The sequence below is a fragment of the Cupriavidus sp. GA3-3 genome (assembly GCF_000389805.1).
Lineage (GTDB): Bacteria > Pseudomonadota > Gammaproteobacteria > Burkholderiales > Burkholderiaceae > Cupriavidus > Cupriavidus necator_D.
The window spans coordinates 154,942-174,084 of sequence record NZ_KB944482.1; the positions used below are offsets into that span (position 1 = coordinate 154,942).

At 69.2% G+C, this 19,143-nt stretch carries 16 protein-coding genes and 1 pseudogene; 14 read left to right on the forward strand and 3 right to left on the reverse strand.

The window, feature by feature from the left end:
* The first annotated feature begins 212 nt into the window (after positions 1–212).
* From C265_RS18640 to C265_RS18650, 3 genes are all read left to right on the forward strand, one after another.
* Positions 213–1,592 carry an amino acid permease gene (locus C265_RS18640; RefSeq protein WP_010810971.1) on the forward strand — a complete coding sequence of 460 codons (1,380 nt, stop codon included), beginning with the start codon at positions 213–215 and terminating at the stop codon, positions 1,590–1,592.
* An 80-nt stretch (positions 1,593–1,672) separates the two neighbouring features.
* Complete coding sequence (locus tag C265_RS18645; protein ID WP_010810970.1) at positions 1,673–2,662, forward strand: hypothetical protein; 990 nt, start codon at positions 1,673–1,675, stop codon at positions 2,660–2,662.
* A gap of 9 nt (positions 2,663–2,671) precedes the next feature.
* Positions 2,672–3,814 (forward strand): glycosyltransferase, encoded by a 1,143-nt coding sequence (locus tag C265_RS18650; RefSeq protein WP_010810969.1) that lies wholly within the window; start codon positions 2,672–2,674, stop codon positions 3,812–3,814.
* Positions 3,815–3,829: 15 nt separating this feature from the next.
* Here C265_RS18650 and hpnA read toward each other — a convergent pair whose 3' ends face one another.
* The gene (hpnA, locus tag C265_RS18655) at positions 3,830–4,837 is read right to left on the reverse strand and encodes a hopanoid-associated sugar epimerase (RefSeq protein ID WP_010810968.1); all 1,008 of its coding nucleotides are present in this window, start codon (positions 4,835–4,837) and stop codon (positions 3,830–3,832) included.
* A 208-nt stretch (positions 4,838–5,045) separates the two neighbouring features.
* On the opposite strand from hpnA, the gene ispH reads away from it, so the two are divergent.
* From ispH to C265_RS18685, 6 genes and pseudogenes are all read left to right on the forward strand, one after another.
* Complete coding sequence (gene ispH, locus C265_RS18660) at positions 5,046–6,059, forward strand: 4-hydroxy-3-methylbut-2-enyl diphosphate reductase (protein ID WP_010810967.1); 1,014 nt, start codon at positions 5,046–5,048, stop codon at positions 6,057–6,059.
* Between the two features lie 21 nt (positions 6,060–6,080).
* Positions 6,081–7,250, forward strand: a complete 1,170-nt coding sequence (gene hpnH / locus C265_RS18665) for an adenosyl-hopene transferase HpnH (RefSeq protein WP_010810966.1) — start codon at positions 6,081–6,083, stop codon at positions 7,248–7,250.
* 11 nt (positions 7,251–7,261) lie between these two features.
* Positions 7,262–8,407 (forward strand): annotated as a pseudogene (gene hpnI / locus C265_RS18670) (bacteriohopanetetrol glucosamine biosynthesis glycosyltransferase HpnI); the annotation flags it as partial.
* A 203-nt stretch (positions 8,408–8,610) separates the two neighbouring features.
* Positions 8,611–10,035, forward strand: coding sequence for a hopanoid biosynthesis associated radical SAM protein HpnJ (gene hpnJ / locus C265_RS18675; RefSeq protein WP_010810964.1), 1,425 nt, complete (start codon positions 8,611–8,613; stop codon positions 10,033–10,035).
* A 38-nt stretch (positions 10,036–10,073) separates the two neighbouring features.
* Entirely contained in the window at positions 10,074–10,877 is an 804-nt protein-coding gene (gene hpnK, locus C265_RS18680) for a hopanoid biosynthesis-associated protein HpnK (protein ID WP_081050141.1), read from the forward strand.
* A 9-nt stretch (positions 10,878–10,886) separates the two neighbouring features.
* Positions 10,887–11,891: a lysylphosphatidylglycerol synthase domain-containing protein gene (locus C265_RS18685; RefSeq protein ID WP_037024770.1), complete on the forward strand. Its 1,005-nt coding sequence runs from the start codon at positions 10,887–10,889 to the stop codon at positions 11,889–11,891.
* Positions 11,892–11,904: 13 nt separating this feature from the next.
* Here the strand turns inward: C265_RS18685 and C265_RS18690 are convergent, their stop codons facing one another.
* Positions 11,905–12,549 (reverse strand): phospholipid-binding protein MlaC, encoded by a 645-nt coding sequence (locus tag C265_RS18690; RefSeq protein ID WP_011617691.1) that lies wholly within the window; start codon positions 12,547–12,549, stop codon positions 11,905–11,907.
* A gap of 171 nt (positions 12,550–12,720) precedes the next feature.
* Between C265_RS18690 and C265_RS18695 the strand changes: the two genes are divergently transcribed.
* Together C265_RS18695 and C265_RS18700 are read left to right on the forward strand one after the other, a co-directional pair.
* Positions 12,721–15,357 carry an MMPL family transporter gene (locus C265_RS18695; protein WP_037024771.1) on the forward strand — a complete coding sequence of 879 codons (2,637 nt, stop codon included), beginning with the start codon at positions 12,721–12,723 and terminating at the stop codon, positions 15,355–15,357.
* A 40-nt stretch (positions 15,358–15,397) separates the two neighbouring features.
* On the forward strand, positions 15,398–16,192 hold the full coding sequence (locus C265_RS18700; protein WP_010810959.1) for a VacJ family lipoprotein: 795 nt from the start codon (positions 15,398–15,400) through the stop codon (positions 16,190–16,192).
* A gap of 9 nt (positions 16,193–16,201) precedes the next feature.
* Here C265_RS18700 and C265_RS18705 read toward each other — a convergent pair whose 3' ends face one another.
* Positions 16,202–16,636, reverse strand: coding sequence for an FKBP-type peptidyl-prolyl cis-trans isomerase (locus C265_RS18705; protein WP_010810958.1), 435 nt, complete (start codon positions 16,634–16,636; stop codon positions 16,202–16,204).
* 217 nt (positions 16,637–16,853) lie between these two features.
* On the opposite strand from C265_RS18705, the gene C265_RS18710 reads away from it, so the two are divergent.
* From C265_RS18710 to C265_RS18720, 3 genes are all read left to right on the forward strand, one after another.
* Positions 16,854–18,182, forward strand: coding sequence for a tetratricopeptide repeat protein (locus C265_RS18710; protein ID WP_010810957.1), 1,329 nt, complete (start codon positions 16,854–16,856; stop codon positions 18,180–18,182).
* A 61-nt stretch (positions 18,183–18,243) separates the two neighbouring features.
* The gene (locus tag C265_RS18715) at positions 18,244–18,615 is read left to right on the forward strand and encodes a DUF6152 family protein (protein ID WP_010810956.1); all 372 of its coding nucleotides are present in this window, start codon (positions 18,244–18,246) and stop codon (positions 18,613–18,615) included.
* 15 nt (positions 18,616–18,630) lie between these two features.
* The gene (locus C265_RS18720) at positions 18,631–19,143 is read left to right on the forward strand and encodes a DUF6644 family protein (protein ID WP_010810955.1); all 513 of its coding nucleotides are present in this window, start codon (positions 18,631–18,633) and stop codon (positions 19,141–19,143) included.

The window sequence follows — 19,143 nt, forward strand, 5'->3', positions numbered from 1 at the left end:
GAGCCACACGATTGCGCGCGAGGGTGTCGCCGCTCAGGTCGTCAGCAATTTTTCCTGATTTTCACCACGAATTCAGCAACAAATACCCCGGTTATCTGATTAACCTGCCCGCTATTTTCCGTTTACGGCCCGCCGCGGACGAGAAAATAGCTGCTCCCGCCGGCCCCACGAAGGCCGGCGCGGCCTTTCTGATGACACGGAGACAACGACACATGAGTGCAAGCGCAGAACATCTGCAACGCGGCCTGGGCGAACGGCATATCCGGCTGATGGCGCTGGGTTCGGCCATCGGCGTGGGCCTGTTCCTGGGCGCCGGCAATGCCATCAAGATGGCCGGCCCCGCCATCATGCTGGGCTACCTGATCGGCGGCGCGGTGATCTTCCTGATCATGCGCGCGCTGGGCGAAATGGCCGTGCACAACCCGGTGGCCGGCTCGTTCTGCCGCTACGCGCAGGACCACATGGGCCCGCTGGCCGGCTACCTGACCGGCTGGAACTACTGGTTCCTGTGGCTGGTGACCTGCGTGGCGGAGATCACCGCCGTGGCCATCTACATGGGCATGTGGTTCCCCGACGTGCCGCGCTGGATCTGGGCGCTGGCCGCGCTGGCGGCAATGGGCTCGGTCAACCTGATGGCGGTCAAGGCCTATGGCGAGTTCGAGTTCTGGTTCGCCATGATCAAGATCGTCACCATCGTGCTGATGCTGATCGGCGGCGGCGCTATGATCGTGTTCGGCTTTGGCAACGGCGGTATCGCCACCGGCATCTCGAACCTGTGGGCGCACGGCGGTTTCATGCCCAACGGCGCCTCCGGCGTGCTGATGTCGCTGCAGATGGTGATGTTCGCCTACCTCGGCGTGGAGATGATCGGCCTGACCGCCGGCGAGGCGCGCAACCCGAAGAAGTCGATCCCGGACGCGATCAACTCGGTGTTCTGGCGCATCCTGATCTTCTATGTGGGCGCGCTGTTCGTGATCCTGTCGCTGTATCCGTGGAACGAGATCGGCGCCCAGGGCAGCCCGTTCGTGCTGACTTTCGAGCGGCTGGGCATCAAGACCGCCGCCGGCATCATCAACTTCGTGGTGCTGACCGCGGCGCTGTCGTCGTGCAATGGCGGCATCTTCAGCACCGGGCGCATGCTGTACAACCTGGCGCAGCAGGGCCAGGCGCCGCAGGCCTTTGCCAAGGTCGACCGCAATGGCGTGCCGCGCCGCGCGCTGCTGGTGTCGATCGCCGCGCTGCTGTGCGGCGTGCTGCTCAATTACCTGGTGCCCGAGCAGGTCTTCGTCTGGGTGACGGCGATTTCCACCTTCGGCGCGGTCTGGACCTGGGCCATCATCCTGGTCACGCAGATCCAGTTCCGCCGCAGCCTGTCGGCGGCCGAGCGCAAGGCGCTGGCCTTCCGCATGCCGTTCTGGCCCTATGGCTCCTACATCGCGCTGGCCTTCCTGGCGCTGGTGGTGGCGCTGATGGCCTACTTCCCGGAGACCCGCGTGGCGCTGTACGTGGGCCCGGGCTGGCTGGTGCTGCTGACGGTGTGCTACTACGCGCTGGACATGCGCTCGCGCGGGCCAGTCAGCTACCGCGCCTGAGCTTGCCGTAGCCAGCGGGGTGCGCCGGCCGGCGCGCCTCGCTACAATGGCTCCCGGGCAATCCAACGCCAGGGGGCCGAATGTCCGAGACCACTGAGGTTGCTGGCAACGCGGCGGCTGCGCCGCCGCGCAACAGCGCCGCCGATGCCGAGGCCCGCGCCATCGCGGTTGCCGATACGGTCGCGCGCACTGCCGTCGAGCAGGCCGACCATGCCATGCGCCACTGGACCGACCCCACCGCGGGGCCGGTACGCATCGGCTCCGCGCAGCACCTGCAGATGTTCTGCAATATGCTGCTGCAGACCCACAACCCCTACAAACCCGCCGTGATCGACTGGCCGAAGCTGTCGCCGGAGGCCCTGCGCCGCGTCACCTCGCTGCCGATCTGGGATATCGCCGTGCAGACCGAGGGCCGCGCCTCGATCCGAGTCAAGACCTTTGCCCAGACCGTCAGCGATCCGCTGCTGCGCATCGCGCTGGAAATGGACGGCGGCGAAGAGGCGCGCCACAAGGTGGTGCTGTCGAAACTGGTCGAGGCCTACGGCATCGCGCTCGCGCCCGAGCCTGACTACCCGCCCCCGGACGATCCGGAATGGGGCTGGCTGGTTACCGGCTACAGCGAGTGCATCGACAGCTTCTTCGCCTTCGGCCTGTTCGCCGCGGCCAGGCGCTCCGGCTTCTTCCCCGCCGAGCTGGTCGAGACCTTCGAGCCGGTGATCCAGGAGGAAGGCCGGCATATCCTGTTCTTCGTCAACTGGGCCGCCTGGTACCGGCGCACCCTGCCGTGGTGGCGCCGTCCGCTGTTTGCGCTGAAGGTGGCGCGGGTGTGGGCCTTCCTGGTCTGGGAGCGCATCGGCATCGCGCGCGGCATCGACACCGACGGCGTGGCCCAGGACGCCAACTTCACCATGAACGGCTCGGCGGCGCTGGGCGAAGCCCTGACGCCGGGCGCGATGATCGACCTGTGCCTGGCCGAGAACGACCGGCGCATGGCCGGCTACGACGCGCGCCTGCTGCGCCCGGAAACCGTGCCGCGGCTGGCCCGGCTGGCGCGGCGCTTCGTCAAGTAGGGCCGGCCCATGCACCTTGCGTTGGCATTGTCGCTGCTGTCGCTGGCGGTCTGGCTGGTGCTGATCTTTGCCCGCGCGGGCTTCTGGCGCGTGCGCAAGCCGGCTGCCGCACCGGATCCCGCAGCCTGGCCGGAGGTGGTCGCGGTCATCCCCGCCCGCAACGAGGCCGACGTGATCGGCCGCGCCGTGGCCGGCGTGCTGGGCCAGCGCTACCGGGGCCGGCTGGCGCTGGTGGTGGTGGACGACCACAGCCAGGACGGCACCGCCGATATCGCCCGCGCCGCCGCCGCGGCCACCGCGCGCCCGCGGGGGCTGACCGTGATCGGCGCTCGCGAGCTGCCGGCCGGCTGGAGCGGCAAGGTCTGGGCGCAGTCCGAAGGATTGGCCGCGGCCGACCGCATCGCCCCGCAGGCCCGCTACGTCTGGCTGACCGATGCCGATATCTGGCACGGCCCCGGCGTGCTGGCCGGTCTGGTGGCGCGCGCCGAGCACGAACGGCGCGACCTGGTCTCGCTGATGGTCCGGCTGCGCTGCGAATCCGCCTGGGAACGGCTGATCGTGCCGGCCTTTGTCTTCTTCTTCGCCAAGCTCTACCCCTTCGCCCGCGTGCGCGATGCCCGCTGCCGCGTGGCGGCCGCGGCCGGGGGCTGCATGCTGGCCAGCCGCGCGGCGCTGGCGCGCATTGGCGGCTTTGCCGCCATCCGCGGCGAGCTGATCGACGACTGCAGCCTGGCCGCGCGCATCAAGCCCGGCGGCGCGATCCGGCTGGACCTGGCCGACGACAGCGTGTCGTTGCGGCCCTACAACGACTGGCGCAGCCTGTGGGACATGATCGCGCGCAGCGCCTACACCCAGCTGCGCTATTCGCCGCTGCTGCTGGCCGGCGCGGTGGCGGGCATGGTGCTGACCTACCTGGTGCCGCCGGTGCTGGCGCTCGGCTGGCGGCTGTGGCCGGCATGGCTGGCCTGGGGCGCGATGACCCTGGCCTACCTGCCGATGCTGCGCGAATACCGGCAGCCGGCGTGGCTGGCGCCGCTGCTGCCGGTCACGGCGCTGTTCTACCTGGGGGCAACCATCGACTCGGCACGGCGCTACTGGCTGCGGCGCGGCGGGCAGTGGAAGGGCCGGGCGCAGGCGCCGGTGCGGTCCTGAGCGCTCCCTGCCAGCTTAGCGCTTGTCGAGATACCCCTGCGCCCGGAACCACTCCAGCGCGTCCCGCAAACCCTCCTGGTATGGCCGCGGCTGATAGCCCAGCACCTTGCGCGCCTTGTCTGATGTAAAGAACATCCGGTACCGGGACATATTGAGTCCATCTACAGTGATGAACGGCTCCTTGCCGGTAAAGCGTGCCGCCGCCTCCGCCCCGTACGCCAGCGGGTATAGCGGCCAGCGCGGCAGCTGCATGGTCGGCGGGCGCCGGCCGCACAGCTGCGCGATGTCACGCAGCATCTGCTGCAGCATCACGTCCTGGCCGCCCAGGATGTAGCGCTCGCCGGCCTGGCCGCGTTCCAGCGCCAGGAAATGCCCTTCGGCCACGTCATCCACATGCGCCAGGTTCAGGCCGGTATCGACAAAGGCGGGGATCTTGCCCGTGGCCGCCTCGACGATGATGCGCCCGGTCGGCGTCGGCCGCACGTCGCGCGGGCCGATCGGAGTGGACGGGTTGACGATGACCGCCGGCAGGCCGCGCTCGGCCACCAGTTTTTCGACCACGCGCTCGGCCAGCACCTTGCTGCGCTTGTAGGCGCCGATGGCCTCGTGCGGGCGCAGCGCCGCGGTCTCGTCCACCGGCGCCCGCGCGCCGGCCACGCGCAGCGTCGCCACGCTGCTGGTATAGACCACCCGCTCGACGCCGGCCTGCTGCGCGGCCTCCATCACGGCCAGGGTGCCGTCGACGTTAGTGCGCACGATCTCCTCGGGGTCCGGCGCCCACAGCCGGTAGTCGGCGGCCACATGGAACAGGTAGCGCACGCCCTGCAGCGCGGCAGCCACCGCGCCGGCGTCGCGCATGTCGCCTTCCGCCACGCTCACCGGCAGCCCGGCCAAGTTGGCGCGCGGGCTTTGCGGGCGCACCAGCACGCGCACCCGGAAGCCGCGTGCCAGCGCCCTGCGCGCCACCGCCGAGCCCAGAAAGCCCGAGGCGCCTGTCACCAGCACGTCATCGTTTTTCGTCATAAACCCGTTTTCCCGTGAGGCGGAGTCGCTCCGGGCCAGCCTCGCGCTGGCCAAGGCGACTCCAGACAAAGCCGGCGTGTCGGGTATATAGTAACCACCGTGCGACGGAAATGTGATCTGCGGTGGATCTCCGGTGGATGCCGGTGCATTTCCTGTCCCGCCATCCCAAACACTGAAACCCGTTGCAAAGGGTCGGGGGGCTTACTCTATGCAGGTGATTCTTGCTCAGCCCCGGGGCTTCTGCGCTGGCGTGGTGCGCGCGATCGAGATCGTCGACCGCGCCCTCGTCAAGCATGGCGCCCCGGTGTTCGTGCGGCATGAGATCGTGCACAACAAGCACGTCGTAGAGGGACTGAAGGACAAGGGGGCGCGCTTCGTCGAAGAACTGGACGAAGTCCCGACCGGCGCCGTGACGATCTTCAGCGCGCACGGGGTCTCGCGCGAGGTCATCGCCGATGCCAGCCAGCGCCAGTTGCATGCCATCGACGCCACCTGCCCGCTGGTGATCAAGGTCCATACCCAGGGCCGCCAGTACGCGGCCAGCGGCCGCACCGTGATCCTGATCGGCCATGCCGGCCACCCGGAAGTGGAAGGCACCATGGGCCAGATCCCGGGCAAGGTGATCCTGGTGCAGAACGAGGCCGAGGTCGCGCAGCTGGACCTGCCCGCCGACACCCCGGTCGCCTATGTCACGCAGACCACGCTGAGCGTGGACGACACCCGCAATATCATCGCCGCGCTCGGGCGCCGCTTCAGCAACCTGGTCGGTCCCGATACGCGCGATATCTGCTACGCCACGCAGAACCGCCAGAGCGCGGTGCGCGACCTGTGCAAGCTGGCCGACGTGATCCTGGTGATCGGCGCGACGAACAGCTCCAACTCCAACCGCCTGCGCGAGATCGGCACTGAAAGCGGCGTGCCCAGCTACCTGATCGCCGAAGGCGCCGAGCTGGACCCCGCCTGGGTGCGCGACGCCAACGTGGTGGGCATCACCGCCGGCGCCTCCGCCCCCGAGGAAATGGTCGAGGACGTGATCAACGCGCTGCGCCGGCTGGGCCCGGTGGATGTCACCACCATGGCCGGGCGCGAGGAACATGCCGAGTTCCGGCTGCCGCCCGAACTGGCCGACGTAAAGCCGCAATCGGCCCCGCGCAAGGCCGGCAAGGAACCCGCCGCAGTCGCGGCCGCACCGGCCACCGCCAACGAGAATATCGCCGGCTGAACCCAACCAGAGGAAGCTGCCTTGGCTATTCCGCTACTGCAGGTCGCCCGCGTGGGCGCCTACATCGTCGGCAAGCATCTGTCGCGACAGAAGCGCTATCCGCTTGCCCTGATGCTGGAACCGCTGTTCCGCTGCAACCTGGCGTGCTCAGGCTGCGGCAAGATCGATTATCCGGATCCCATCCTGAACCAGCGCCTGTCGGTGCAGGAATGCCTGGAGGCGGTGGATGAATGCGGTGCCCCGGTGGTGTCCATCGCCGGCGGCGAGCCGCTGCTGCACAAGGACATGCCGCAGATCGTGCAAGGCATCATCGCGCGGCGCAAGTTCGTCTACCTGTGCACCAATGCGCTGCTGATGGAAAAGAAGCTGGACCAGTACCAGCCCAGCCCGTATTTCATCTGGTCGGTGCACCTGGACGGCGACCGCGAGATGCATGACCGCTCGGTGTGCCAGGAAGGCGTGTACGACCGCTGCGTCGAGGCAATCCGGCTGGCCAAGCAACGGGGTTTCCGCGTAAATATCAACTGCACGCTGTTCAACGATGCCCAGCCCGAGCGCGTGGCGAAGTTCTTCGACTCGGTCAAGGCGCTGGGCGTGGACGGCATCACCGTGTCGCCTGGCTATGCCTATGAACGCGCGCCGGACCAGCAGCACTTCCTGAACCGCGGCAAGACCCGCCAGCTGTTTCGCGACATCCTCAGCCGCGGCCGCGCCGGCAAGAACTGGGCCTTCAGCCAGTCGACGCTGTTCCTGGACTTCCTGGCCGGCAACCAGACCTACCACTGCACCCCGTGGGGCAACCCGGCGCGCACCGTATTCGGCTGGCAGCGTCCGTGCTACCTGGTGGGCGAGGGCTATGCCGCCACCTTCCGCGAGCTGATGGAAGAAACCGACTGGGACGCCTACGGCACCGGCAACTACGAGAAGTGCGCCGACTGCATGGTGCACAGCGGCTATGAGGCCACCGCCGTGGCCGACACCTTTGCCCATCCGCTCAAGGCGCTGGGCGTGAGCCTGCGCGGCGTGCGCACCAGCGGGCCGATGGCGCCCGATATTGCGCTGGACCGGCAGCGGCCGGCGGAATACGTGTTCTCGCGCCACGTCGAGATCAAGCTCGAGGAAATCCAGCGCGCGAAACCGCGCGCCAACCGGCCGCGGCCGGCCGAGGCCAACGCCGCGGCCACGCACTGACTGCACTGCCGATGGCCGCGGAACTTGCCGCCCCCCTCCCAGGCGCTGCGCTGACCTGCGTGTCGGCGGCCTATGCGCTGGCCGCGGCCTGGCTGTCGCATCGCGCGCCGGCGGCAAGCGGCGGCACCGCGACGACGCCGGTCAGCGTGCTCAAGCCGCTGTGCGGCGCCGAGCCCCGGCTGCACGAGAACCTGGCCACGCTGTGCCGGCAGCGGCATCCGTCGTTCCAGCTGGTATTCGGCGTGCATGCCGCGGACGATCCCGCCATCGCCGTGGTCGAACGGCTGCGCCGCGACTTCCCGGCGTGCGACATCGCGCTGGTGGTCGATCCGCAAGTGCACGGCACCAACCTGAAAGTCAGCAACCTGGTCAACCTGTTCGCACAAGCGAAGCACGATGTGCTGGTGATCGCCGACAGCGATATCGCCGTGCCGCCCGACTACCTGGCGCGCGTGACCGCGCCGCTGGCCGACGCCGGCGTGGGCGTGGTCACCTGCCTCTACCGCGGCAATCCGACTGGCGGGCGGTGGTCGCGCATCGGCGCGCAGTTCATCAACGACTGGTTCGCGCCGTCGGTGCGCATCGCCCACGCGGGCGGCTCGCAACGCTTTGCCTTTGGCGCGACGATTGCGCTGCGGCGGGATGCGCTGGTTTCGGTCGGCGGGTTCGAGGTATTGGCGGACCGGCTGGCGGATGACTTCTGGCTGGGCGAGCTGACGCGGCGACAAGGGTTGCGCACGGTGCTGTCAGACGTGGTGGTCAGCACCGATGTCACCGAGGAACACTTTGCCGACCTTTGGCGGCATGAGGTGCGCTGGCTGCGCACGATAAGGTCGCTCAATCCGCTGGGTTTTGCCTTCACCTTTATTACCTTCACCTGGCCGATGCTGGTGCTGGGCGTATTGCTGGCGCCGCTCCCTGCTGTTCTTGCCCTGGCGACCCTCGGCGTGATCGCGCGCAGCATGATGGCGGGCAGCGTGGCCGCTGCGTTGCGCGCGCCGTTGCGCGATGCGATGCTGCTGGCCGGCTGGGCCGTTGCGCTGACGGGCAAGCGCGTGCGGTGGCGCGAGCAGGTGCTGCCGGTACATGATGGGCAGCACTCCGGGCGAGCGCCTGCCCTCTCCCCCGCCCCTCTCCCGCAAGCGGGCGAGGGGAGAAAACAGGCGGACGGGGAGCCGCCATCGCGTTATTCCGCACGCCGTCCTGCGGCAGCGTCCGTTGATGTGACGACGTTGAACGCAGCGGCGGTTCGCTCCCCTCTCCCGCCTGCGGGAGAGGGGCCGGGGGAGAGAGCCGGCGTATCCACGAAGTCCCCACCCCCAACCCCACCCTTCACCGGCATCCATCCCCAGAGGCCGCAATGAAAAAAACCCTGTTCCTCCAGGCCCCTTCCTTCGACGGCTTCGACGGCGGCGCGGGCTCGCGCTACCAGGCCAAGCGCGAGATCAAGTCGTTCTGGTACCCGACCTGGCTGGCGCAGCCCGCCGCACTGGTGCCGGGCAGCCGCGTGCTCGACGCACCGGCCGACGGCCTGACCGTGCAGCAGACGCTGGATATCGCCGCGGACTATGAACTGGTCATCATCCACACCAGCACGCCCTCGTTCCCCACCGACGCCAAGTTCGCCGAGGAACTGAAGCAGCGCAAGCCGGACGTGATGATCGGCATGGTCGGCGCCAAGCCCGCAGTCGATCCGGGCGGCACGCTGGGTGCCAGCGAGGCCATCGACTTCGTCTGCCGCGAGGAGTTCGACTACACCTGCCAGGACGTGGCCGCGGGCAAGCCGCTCCAGGACATCCTGGGCCTGTCCTATCGCTTGCCGGACGGCTCGCTCGAACACAACGGGCAGCGCCCGATGATCGAGAACATGGACGAGCTGCCCTTCGTGGCGCCGGTCTACCAGCGCGACCTGAAGATCGACAACTACTTCATCGGCTACCTGAAGCACCCCTATGTGTCGATCTACACCGGCCGCGGCTGCCGTTCGCGCTGCACCTTCTGCCTGTGGCCGCAGACCGTGGGCGGGCACCGCTACCGCACGCGCTCGGCCGAGAGCGTAATCGCCGAGGTCAAATGGATCAAGGAGAACATGCCCGAGGTCAAGGAGATCATGTTCGACGACGACACCTTCACCGACTTCAAGCCGCGCGTGGAAGAGATCGCGCGCGGGCTGGGCCAGCTGGGGGTCACGTGGTCCTGCAATGCCAAGGCCAACGTGCCGTACAGCACGCTCAAGATCATGAAGGAGAACGGCCTGCGCCTGCTGCTGGTGGGCTATGAGTCCGGCGACGACCAGATCCTGCTGAACATCAAGAAGGGCCTGCGCACGGACATCGCGCGCCGCTTCACCGAGGACTGCCGCAAGCTGGGCATCCAGATCCACGGCACCTTTATCCTGGGCCTGCCGGGCGAGACGCGCGAGACCATCGAGAAGACCATCGAGTACGCCAAGGAAATCAACCCGCACACCATCCAGGTGTCGCTGGCCGCGCCCTACCCCGGGACCACGCTGTACCGGCAGGCGGTGGAGAACGGCTGGCTCGAGGAAAACAAGGTCATCAACCTGGTCAACGACCAGGGCGTGCAGCTGGCCGCGATCAGCTATCCGCACCTGTCCAGGGAAGACATCTACCACGGCGTGGAGACCTTCTATAAGCGCTTCTACTTCCGCCCCGGCAAGATCTGGGAAATCGTGCGCGAGATGCTGGGCAGCTGGGACATGATGAAGCGGCGCCTGCGCGAAGGCGTGGAGTTCTTCCGCTTCCTGCGCTCGCACGAGGCCTGATCCTGGCCCACGCGCTTTCCTGTGCCTCGCAACGCGCGCTGATCGTCACCGCCGACGACTTCGGCCTGCACCCCGCCGTCAATGAGGCGGTGGAGCTGGCCCACCGCGACGGCGTGCTCAATGCCGCCAGCCTGATGGTGGGCGCGCCCGCCGTGGCGGATGCGGTCGAGCGCGCGCGCCGGCTGCCGTCGTTGCGCGTGGGGCTGCACGTGGTGCTGGCCGACGGCCCGGCCACGCTGCCGCGCGCGCGGATCCCCGACCTGGTCGACGCCGAAGCCCGCTTCGGCTCGGCCATGGCCCTGGACGGCTGCCGCTTCTTCTTCCTGCCGCGCGTGCGCCGCCAGCTGGCGGCGGAGATCCGCGCGCAGTTCGAAGCCTTTGCCGCCACCGGCCTGCCGCTTGACCACGTCAACACGCACAAGCATTTCCACCTGCACCCCACGGTGCTGTCGCTGATCCTGTCGATCGGGCGCGACTACGGCCTGCGCGCGATGCGCCTGCCGCGCGAGCAGGGCGCGCCGTTGCCGCTGCGCCCCTGGCTGGCGCTGCTGCGCCGGCGCCTGGACCGCGCCGGCATCGCGCACAATGACTACGTGGTCGGCATCGCGCGCAGCGGGCAGATGGACGAGGCAGCCCTGCTGCAGGCGCTGGCGCAGTTGCCCGCGGGCGTGGGCGAGATCTACCTGCATCCGGCCGTGGTCTCTGGCGAGGCCATTACCGCATCGATGCGCGGCTACCGCCACGCCGACGAGCTGGCCGCGCTGCTGTCGCCGCGCGTGCGCGCCGCGCTGGAGCGCGCGGCCAACCGGCGCGGCGGCTTTGCCGACGTGCTGGTGCCCTGATTGTTCAAGATGAAACGCATTGCTTACCTGACCGGCCTGATCGGGCTGCTGGCGCTCACCGCGCTGGTGATCCACCAAGGCGCCAGCGACATCGCCGCCATCGTGGCGCAGGGCGGCTGGCTGCTGCTGTTGCTGGTGCCCCTGCATGCACTGCCGCTGCTGCTCGATGCGCAAGGCTGGCGCGTCCTGCTGACCTCGGCCGACCCCGAGGAGAAGGCGGGGCTCGGTTTCCTGTGGTGGGTCGCCACGGTGCGCGAAGCGGTCAACCGCCTGCTGCCGACGGTGGGGGTCGGCGGTGAACTGGTCGGCATCCGCCTGACGCGGCTGCGCATCCGCGACACCACCGCCGTCACCGCCAGCATCGTGGTTGAAGTGATGCTGACACTGTTCTCGCAGTACCTGTTCTCGGCCATGGGGGTGCTGCTGCTGGTGGCCGCGCTGCAGGACAGCGGCGGGGCCTGGATCATCCTGGCCGGGCTGCTGCTGTCATTGCCGGTGCCGGTGCTGTTCGCGCTGTCGCTGCGGCACACCGCGATCTTCGAGAAACTGGAAGGCGCGGCGCGCAAGCTGTTTGGCGAAGATCACCGCATCGTCGCCTTGATCGACGGTGCGCGGCTCGATGCCCATATCCGCGCGCTCAACCGGCGCCGGCGCGAGCTGCTGGCGGCACTGGGCTGGCAACTGGCAGGGCTGGTCAGCGGCACGCTGGAGATCTGGCTGGCGCTGATGCTGCTGGGCCATCCGGTGCCGGTCTGGCAGGCGCTGGCGATCGAATCGCTGACCCAGGCCGCGCGCCACGTGGCCTTCTTTGTGCCGGCCGGGCTGGGCGTGCAGGAAGCGGTGGTGATGCTGCTGGGGCAGGTGCTGGGGATGGATGCGCAGGTCTCGCTGGCGCTGGCGCTGGTCAAGCGCGCGCGCGAGATCCTGTTCGGCGTGCCCGCGCTGCTGTCATGGCAATGGGTGGAGCTGCGCCACTGGCGGCGCAGCCGGCACACGGGCCACGCCTCGCCCTGATGGCGTGCGGCGCTCAGGCGTCAGACGCCTGGCGCGCGTTATGGGTGGTCAGGTACTTCACCAGCCCGTCGACCCCGCTGCGCGCGACGATGTCCGCAAACTGCTTGCGATACACCTCGATCAGCCACGCCCCCATCATATTGATGTCATAGATCTTCCAGCCGTTGGCTGTGCGCTGCAGCCGGTAATCGATCTGCATCTCGTCGGCATTGTTGATCACACGCGTCTGCACCACCACATCGGTGGCGCCGCTGCCGGACTTGACCGGCTGGTAGCGGAACTTGACGCTCTGCTCGCGCAGTTGCGCCAGCGACACTGCATAGCTGCGCACGAGCAGCATCTGGAACTGCTCATGGAGCTGTTGCTGCTGCTCCGGCGTGGCCGTGCGCCAGGCACTGCCCAGCGCCAGCCGCGTGGTGCGCTGGAAATCCGTGTAGGGCAGGAACTGCTTCTGCACCACCGCGGTAATCTTGGCGAGGTCGCCGGCGCGGGTGTCGGGATTGGACTGGATGGTGCCGATCACGCCCTCCACCGCGGCCTGCACCAGCCGCTCGGGGCTGGCGCGCAGGTCGCCGGGCTGGACTGCCTGGGCGTGCGCTACGGAAACCATGGCCACCGCCGCAAGCGGCGCCAGGGGAAGCAAACCGTGAATCGTCATCGATATGAGAACCAGGAAGGACGGTGAAGCGGCGCCGGCGCTGCAGCGCCGATGCCAGGCTGACAGTTTATAGCGGATCGGCCTGAATCGCGGATGCCCGGGCCGCGCATGCCGCATGCGCCACGCTGCCAGCCGATATACTCGCGGTTCGTGCTCCTTCCGGATCCGCCCATGCTGACTTCGCTGCTGACACGCATTGTCCGGCTTGCCACTGCCTGGCCGTGGCGCGTCATCATCCTGGCGGCATTGCTGACCGCCGTCAGCGGCGTCTACGTGGCCCGCAACTTTGCGATCAACACCGACATCGGCCGCCTGCTGGAATCCGACGCCCCCTGGGCGGTGCGCGATGCCGCCATCGGCGACGCCTTTCCCCAGCGTAACCAGTTGATCCTGGCGGTGGTGCAGGCGCCCGCGACCGAGCTGGCCGATGCCGCCGCCGACGCGCTGGCCGAGGCGCTGCGCCGCCAGCCGGCACGCTTCACCGCGGTCAGCCAGCCCGGCGGCGGTGCGTTCTTCGCGCGCAACGGATTGCTGTTCGCCAGCACCGATGAAGTGCGCCAGCTCACGCAACAGCTGATGCAGGCGCGCCCGCTCGTCAACGCACTCGCGCATGACCCGACCCTGCGCGGCCTGTCCGATCTCCTCGCCACCACGCTGGCGCTGCCGCTGCAGATGGGGCAGGTAAAGCTGGGCGACATGGCCAGGCTGCTGGGCAGCAGTGCACGGACACTAGACCAGGTGCTGGCCGGCAAGCCCGTCGCGCTGTCCTGGGCAGGGCTGCTCGACGACAGCCTCAAGCCCGGGCCCGATGGCCAGGTCTACAGCTACATCGCGCTCAGCCCCGTGCTGGACTACAGCGACCTGCAGGCCGGGGCCGCCGCCTCGCGCGCGATCCGGCAGGCGGCGGCCGAGCTGCAGCTGGCGCAGCGCTACCAGGCCACGGTGCGGCTGACCGGCCCGCAGGCGCTGGCCGACGATGAATTCGCCTCGGTCAGCGACGGCGCCGTGCTCAACGGCGTGCTGACGGTGCTGGTGGTAGTGCTGATCCTGTGGCTGGCCTTGCGCTCGGCGCGGCTGATCGTTGCGGTGCTGGCCAGCCTGTTTGCCGGGCTGCTCATCACCGCCGCGCTGGGGCTGGCCATGGTTGGCGCGCTGAACATGATCTCGGTGGCGTTCGCGGTGCTGTTCGTCGGGCTGGGGGTGGACTTCGGCATCCAGTTCGGCGTGCGCTACCGCGCCGAGCGCCATGACCGCGACCATATCGTCGAAGCGCTGGGGCTGGCCGCGCGCGCGGTGGGCGCTCCGCTGGCGCTGGCGGCCGCGGCCACGGCGGCGGCGTTCTTCTGCTTCCTGCCCACCGACTACCGCGGCGTGGCCGAGCTGGGGCTGATCGCCGGCGTGGGCATGATGGTGGCATTCGCCACCACCTTCACGCTGCTGCCGGCGCTGATCTGCGTGCTCAAGCCCGGCGGCGAGCCCGAGGCGCCGGGCTTCGCGTGGCTGGCGCCCGCGGACCGGTTCTTCGACCGCTATCGCAAGCCGGTGCTGCTGGTCACCCTGCTCGCGATCCTGGCAGGCGCGCCGCTGCTGCCGCACCTGCGCTTTGACTTCGACCCGCTGCACCTGAAGGACCCCAGGTCCGAATCGATGGCCACGCTGCTGGCGCTCAAGGACGCGCCGCAGGCCGGCACCGACGATGTCAGCGTGCTGGCGCCTTCGCTGCCGGCCGCGCGCGATCTGGCCGGCAAGCTGGCGGCGCTGCCCGAGGTGGCGCGCGCGGTCACGCTGCAGACTTTCATCCCCGCAGACCAGCCGCCCAAGCTGCAGGCCATCGGCCAGGCCTCGGCCGCGCTGATGCCGGCGCTGACGCAGCCCACCGCCACGCCCGCCACCGACAGCGCGCGCGTCAGTGCGCTGCGCAATGCCGCGCGGCAGCTGGCCATCGCCGCCGACGAGCATCCCGGTCCGGGCGCGGCCGAAGCCGCGCACTTGTCCGCCACGCTGAAGCAGCTGGCGGCCGCCGACGCCGCCACGCGCGACCGCGCCGAGCGCGCCATCGCCGTGCCGCTGCAGCTGGCGCTGGCACGGCTGAAGCTGGCGCTGGGCCCGCAACCCATCAGCGAGCAGACGCTGCCGCCCGAACTGGTGCGCGACTGGATCACGCCGGACGGGCGCGCGCTGGTCAACGTCAGCCCGAAGCTGCCGCCGCCCGCCAGCGCACAGCGCGAGGCCGCGCTGGACCGCTTCATCACCGCGGTGCAGCGCGTGGAGCCGACCGCCACCGGCGGGCCGATCGCGATCCGCGGCTCGGCCGATACCATCATGGCCGCCTTTGCGCAGGCCGGCATCTGGGCGGTGGTGTCGATCACCATCCTGCTATGGATCACGCTGCGCCGCTTCGGCGATGTGCTGCGCACGCTGATACCGCTGCTGGTTTCGGCCATCGTCACGCTGGAATTGTGCGTGCTGTTCGGCATTGCGCTGAACTTTGCCAACGTGATCGCGCTGCCGCTGCTGCTGGGCGTGGGCGTCGCGTTCAAGATCTACTACGTGATTGCCTGGCGGCACGGCAAGACCCAGCTGCTGCAGTCCAGCCTGACGCACGCCGTGCTGTACAGCGCGGCCACCACCGCCACCGCTTTCGGCAGCCTGTGGCTGTCGCAGCATCCCGGCACCGCCAGCATGGGCAAGCTGCTGGCGCTGGCACTGGCGTGCACGCTGGTCGGCGCGGTGTTCTTCCAGCCGATCCTGATGGGCCGCCCGCGCGAAGGCGCCCATCACAAACATGACAAGGCCGCCCGGTCATAATCACAAACCCGATGCGGCCGACCCCGACCCCCTTCGTACAATGCCTTTACGCCAGCGCGCTACATCCGTTGCCACCACCGCCATTGCCGCCGCCCTGCTCGCCGGCTGCGCCACCGGCCCGCAAGCCAGTCCCGACGATCCGCTCGAGCCGATGAACCGCGCGGTCTTCACCGTCAACGACAAGCTCGACCAGTACGTGGCCGTGCCGGTGGCCAAGGGCTACAAGGCGGTCACGCCGGAGCCGGTGCGCACCGCGGTCACCAATTTCTATTCGAACATTGCGGACATCGGCAACTTTGCCAACAACCTGCTGCAGGGCAAGGGCGTTGAGGCAGCGGAGAGCTTCATGCGGGTCGCGATCAATTCCGTGCTGGGTATCGGCGGACTGATCGACATCGCCACGCCCGCCGGGCTGCAGAAGCATTCGCAGGATTTCGGCCTGACGCTGGGCACGTGGGGCGTGCCGTCGGGACCCTACCTGGTGCTGCCGCTGTTCGGCCCCAGCTCATTCCGCGACGGCGTGGGCCTGTATGTGAATTTCCAGTTCGACCCGACCACCTATGCCGAGCCGGCGGTGCGCAATTCGCTGTTCGGGATGAACGTGGTGGACGTGCGCACCAACCTGCTGGGCGCCACCGACCTGCTGAAGCTGGCGGCGCTGGACAAGTACGCCTTTGTGCGCGATGCCTACCTGCAGCGGCGCCGCTACCTGCTGGGAGAGAACACGTCGCTGCCGGACTACGACGAAGACGACGACGGCGGCACGGCCGCAGCACCCGCCGCGGAGGCGCCGGCGGGCACGCCTGCGCCCGCGCAGCCGCAGGCGCCGCGCTGACGCGGGGTCTTAGCCGCCGATCCCCAGCAGCACCACTTCGAAGGTAAGCGTGGCGTTCGGCGGAATCGTGCCCGGCACGCCGCGCGCGCCGTAGGCCGTGGCCGGCGGGCAGGTCAGCTTGGCCTTGCCGCCCACCTGCATCGCCTGCACCCCTTCGGTCCAGCACGGGATCACGCGGTTGAGCGGGAACGAGATCGGCTGGCCGCGCTTGTACGAGCTGTCAAACTCGGTGCCGTCGGCCAGCGTGCCGCGGTAGTGGACCTGCACCGAGTCGGTGGCCTTGGGCGAGGCGCCATTGCCCTTGATCAGGTGCTGGATGGTCATGCCCGACGCCAGCGTCTGCGGCGCCGCAGCGGGTGCGGCCGGGGCCGAGGCGGCCGGGGCGGCAGCGGAGGCGGCGCAGGCCAAGGTCAGGGTGCCGAGGAAAAGCGCAAGTGTTTTCATGGGAAACCTGGTCGTGAGGTCGTGATTGGGGTTGCGGCAGTTTAACCGACACACGGCAACGATATGGCGGCAGCGGCATATAGCGCACAACGCACCCCGGCCGTGCGCCTTGCGGCAGGCATGGTGCGGCGCACCCCGCCGCATCCGTTACACGGGGCGTTTTGCCGTCTACGATGGTTCGTGACAGCCCCGCTGCCGCGGGCGCACGGAGATTGCCATGGCACTCACGGATTCACGGGACCTTCCGGTCTCGACCCAGAACGCCCGCTCGGTCGAGCAGTATGAGACCGCCCTGCAACTGCTGAACGGCTACTACGGCGACCCGCTCGCCGCCATCGACACGGCGCTGGCCGCCGACCCCGACTTCGCCATGGGCCACGCGCTGCGCGCCGCGCTGATGGTCACCTCTGGCGACGGCACGGCCGAGCCCATGCTGCGCCAGAGCGTCGAAGCCGGCGAAGCCCGGCACGCCCGCGCCAACGACCGCGAGCGCCGCCACATCGCCGCGGCACGGGCATGGCTGGACGGCGAGTTCGAGCGCTCGGTCCGGCTCTACGGCGATATCGTGATCGACTATCCACGCGACCTGCTGGCGATCCAGACCGCGCATCTCGGCGACTTCCTGCTGGGGCAGTCATCGATGCTGCGCGACCGCGTGGCGCAGGCGCTGCCGCACTGGGATGCCGGCATGCCGGGCTACGGCTACCTGCTCGGCATGCATGCCTTCGGCCTGGAAGAAACCCAACTCTACGAGCGCGCCGAGGAAAGCGGCCGGCGCGCGCTCGAGCTCAATCCGCGCGACCCGTGGGCCGTGCACGCGGTGGCGCACGTGATGGAGATGCAGGGCCGGCTGGACGACGGTATCGCCTGGCTGGACGGGCGCCGCGACGACTGGTCCGACGACAATATGCTGGCCGTGCACAACTGGTGGCACCTGGCATTGTTCCAGCTGGAAGCGGGCAGGACCGACGAGGTGCTGGCGCTGTACGACCGCTATATCAAGCGCCCCGCGCCGGCGATCGCGCTGGACCTGGTGGATGCCTCCGCGCTGCTGTGGCGGCTGCACCTGCGCGGCGTGGACGTGGGCCGGCGCTGGCAGCCGGTGGCGGACGACTGGCTCGGCCGCGGCGCGGCCGGCTACTACGCCTTCAACGATGTCCATGCCGTGATGGCCAGCCTGGGCGCGCACCGGCCCGCTGCCGCCGACCAGGTCCGCGCCGCGCTGGAGCGCGCCGCCCTGGGCAACGGCACCAATGCCATGATGTCGCGCGATGTGGGGCTGCCGGTGGCCGATGCCCTGATCGCGTTCGACCAGGGCGATTACAGCACCGCCATCGACCTGTTGATGCCGGTGCGCCTGATCGCCCACCGCTTCGGCGGCAGCCATGCACAGCGCGACATCGTCAGCCTGACCCTGCTCGAGGCGGCGCTGCGCGGCCGCCGCAGCAACCTGGCGATCGCGCTCACGGCCGAACGCGCCGCGCTCAAGCCCATGAGTCCTAGCCTGCACCGGCTGGTGCAGCGCGCCGACTCGTGCCGCGCATAAGTCTCCCTGCCGCGGCCGGGATCGGCGCCTATACTGCACCTGTCCTGACCGGAGACCACCCATGCCCAGCTTCCGCGCCCTGTTCCGCCCCGCCCTCTTTGCCGCCAGCGCCGCGCTGGCGCTGGCGGCCGTGCCGGCCATTGCCCATCACGGCTGGTCCACCTACGACGAGACCAAGCCGCTGACGCTGACCGGCAAGATCGTCGAGAGCCAATACGAGAACCCCCACGCGCATATCCGCATCGATGCCGGCGGCAAGCGCTGGCTGGCCGTGCTGGCACCCGTGTCGCGGATGGAGGCGCGCGGCGCCACCGCCGACAAGGTGGCCGTGGGGCGCGAGGTCACGCTGGTCGGCTACGCCAGCAAGGAAAAGGCCGACGAGCTGCGCGCCGAGCGCATCACCGTGGACGGCAAGACCGTCGAGTTGCGCTGAGCGGGCGCGCGCCGCATGTCGGTGCTGTTCGCGCAATGGACGGAATGGGCCGGCGCGCTGGCGCGGCTGCCGTTCCCGATGGCCCTGCGCAGTTCGGCCTGGGCCTATCCCGCGGTAGAGATCGTCCACCTGGCCGGCATGGCGCTGCTGTTCGGCTCCATCTTCGTGGTCGACATGCGCCTGGCCGGGCTCGGCCGGCGGCTGCCGGTGAGCCTGCTGTTGCGCCATGCGCTGCCCTTCACCGTCGGCGCCTTCATTGCGGTCGCGGCCAGCGGCGTGCTGCTGTTCCTGGCCCATGCCGATGAGCTGGCCGCCAATCCCGCGTTCCTGGCCAAGCTGTGCCTGATTGCACTGGCGCTGGCCAATGTGCTGTGGTTCCACTTCGGTCCCTATCGCAGCCTGCATGCCGGGCAACCGGGCTGGGACAGCGGCGTCGCGCCGCCGGCCGGCGCGCGCGTCAGCGCCATTGTCTCGATGGTGACGTGGTCGCTGGTGATCTGCGCCGGGCGTCTGATTGCTTATGTCTGA

Excerpts from the sequence above, each read along its gene's own strand:
- hpnJ (WP_010810964.1), top strand. The coding sequence starts at position 8,611 with ATGAAAAAAACCCTGTTCCTCCAGGCCCCTTCCTTCGACGGCTTCGAC.
- C265_RS18685 (WP_037024770.1), top strand. The coding sequence starts at position 10,887 with ATGAAACGCATTGCTTACCTGACCGGCCTGATCGGGCTGCTGGCGCTC.
- C265_RS18640 (WP_010810971.1), top strand. The coding sequence starts at position 213 with ATGAGTGCAAGCGCAGAACATCTGCAACGCGGCCTGGGCGAACGGCAT.
- C265_RS18690 (WP_011617691.1), bottom strand. The coding sequence starts at position 12,549 with ATGACGATTCACGGTTTGCTTCCCCTGGCGCCGCTTGCGGCGGTGGCC.
- hpnA (WP_010810968.1), bottom strand. The coding sequence starts at position 4,837 with ATGACGAAAAACGATGACGTGCTGGTGACAGGCGCCTCGGGCTTTCTG.
- C265_RS18695 (WP_037024771.1), top strand. The coding sequence starts at position 12,721 with ATGCTGACTTCGCTGCTGACACGCATTGTCCGGCTTGCCACTGCCTGG.
- ispH (WP_010810967.1), top strand. The coding sequence starts at position 5,046 with ATGCAGGTGATTCTTGCTCAGCCCCGGGGCTTCTGCGCTGGCGTGGTG.
- C265_RS18715 (WP_010810956.1), top strand. The coding sequence starts at position 18,244 with ATGCCCAGCTTCCGCGCCCTGTTCCGCCCCGCCCTCTTTGCCGCCAGC.
- C265_RS18720 (WP_010810955.1), top strand. The coding sequence starts at position 18,631 with ATGTCGGTGCTGTTCGCGCAATGGACGGAATGGGCCGGCGCGCTGGCG.
- C265_RS18650 (WP_010810969.1), top strand. The coding sequence starts at position 2,672 with ATGCACCTTGCGTTGGCATTGTCGCTGCTGTCGCTGGCGGTCTGGCTG.
- C265_RS18705 (WP_010810958.1), bottom strand. The coding sequence starts at position 16,636 with ATGAAAACACTTGCGCTTTTCCTCGGCACCCTGACCTTGGCCTGCGCC.
- C265_RS18710 (WP_010810957.1), top strand. The coding sequence starts at position 16,854 with ATGGCACTCACGGATTCACGGGACCTTCCGGTCTCGACCCAGAACGCC.
- C265_RS18645 (WP_010810970.1), top strand. The coding sequence starts at position 1,673 with ATGTCCGAGACCACTGAGGTTGCTGGCAACGCGGCGGCTGCGCCGCCG.
- C265_RS18700 (WP_010810959.1), top strand. The coding sequence starts at position 15,398 with ATGCCTTTACGCCAGCGCGCTACATCCGTTGCCACCACCGCCATTGCC.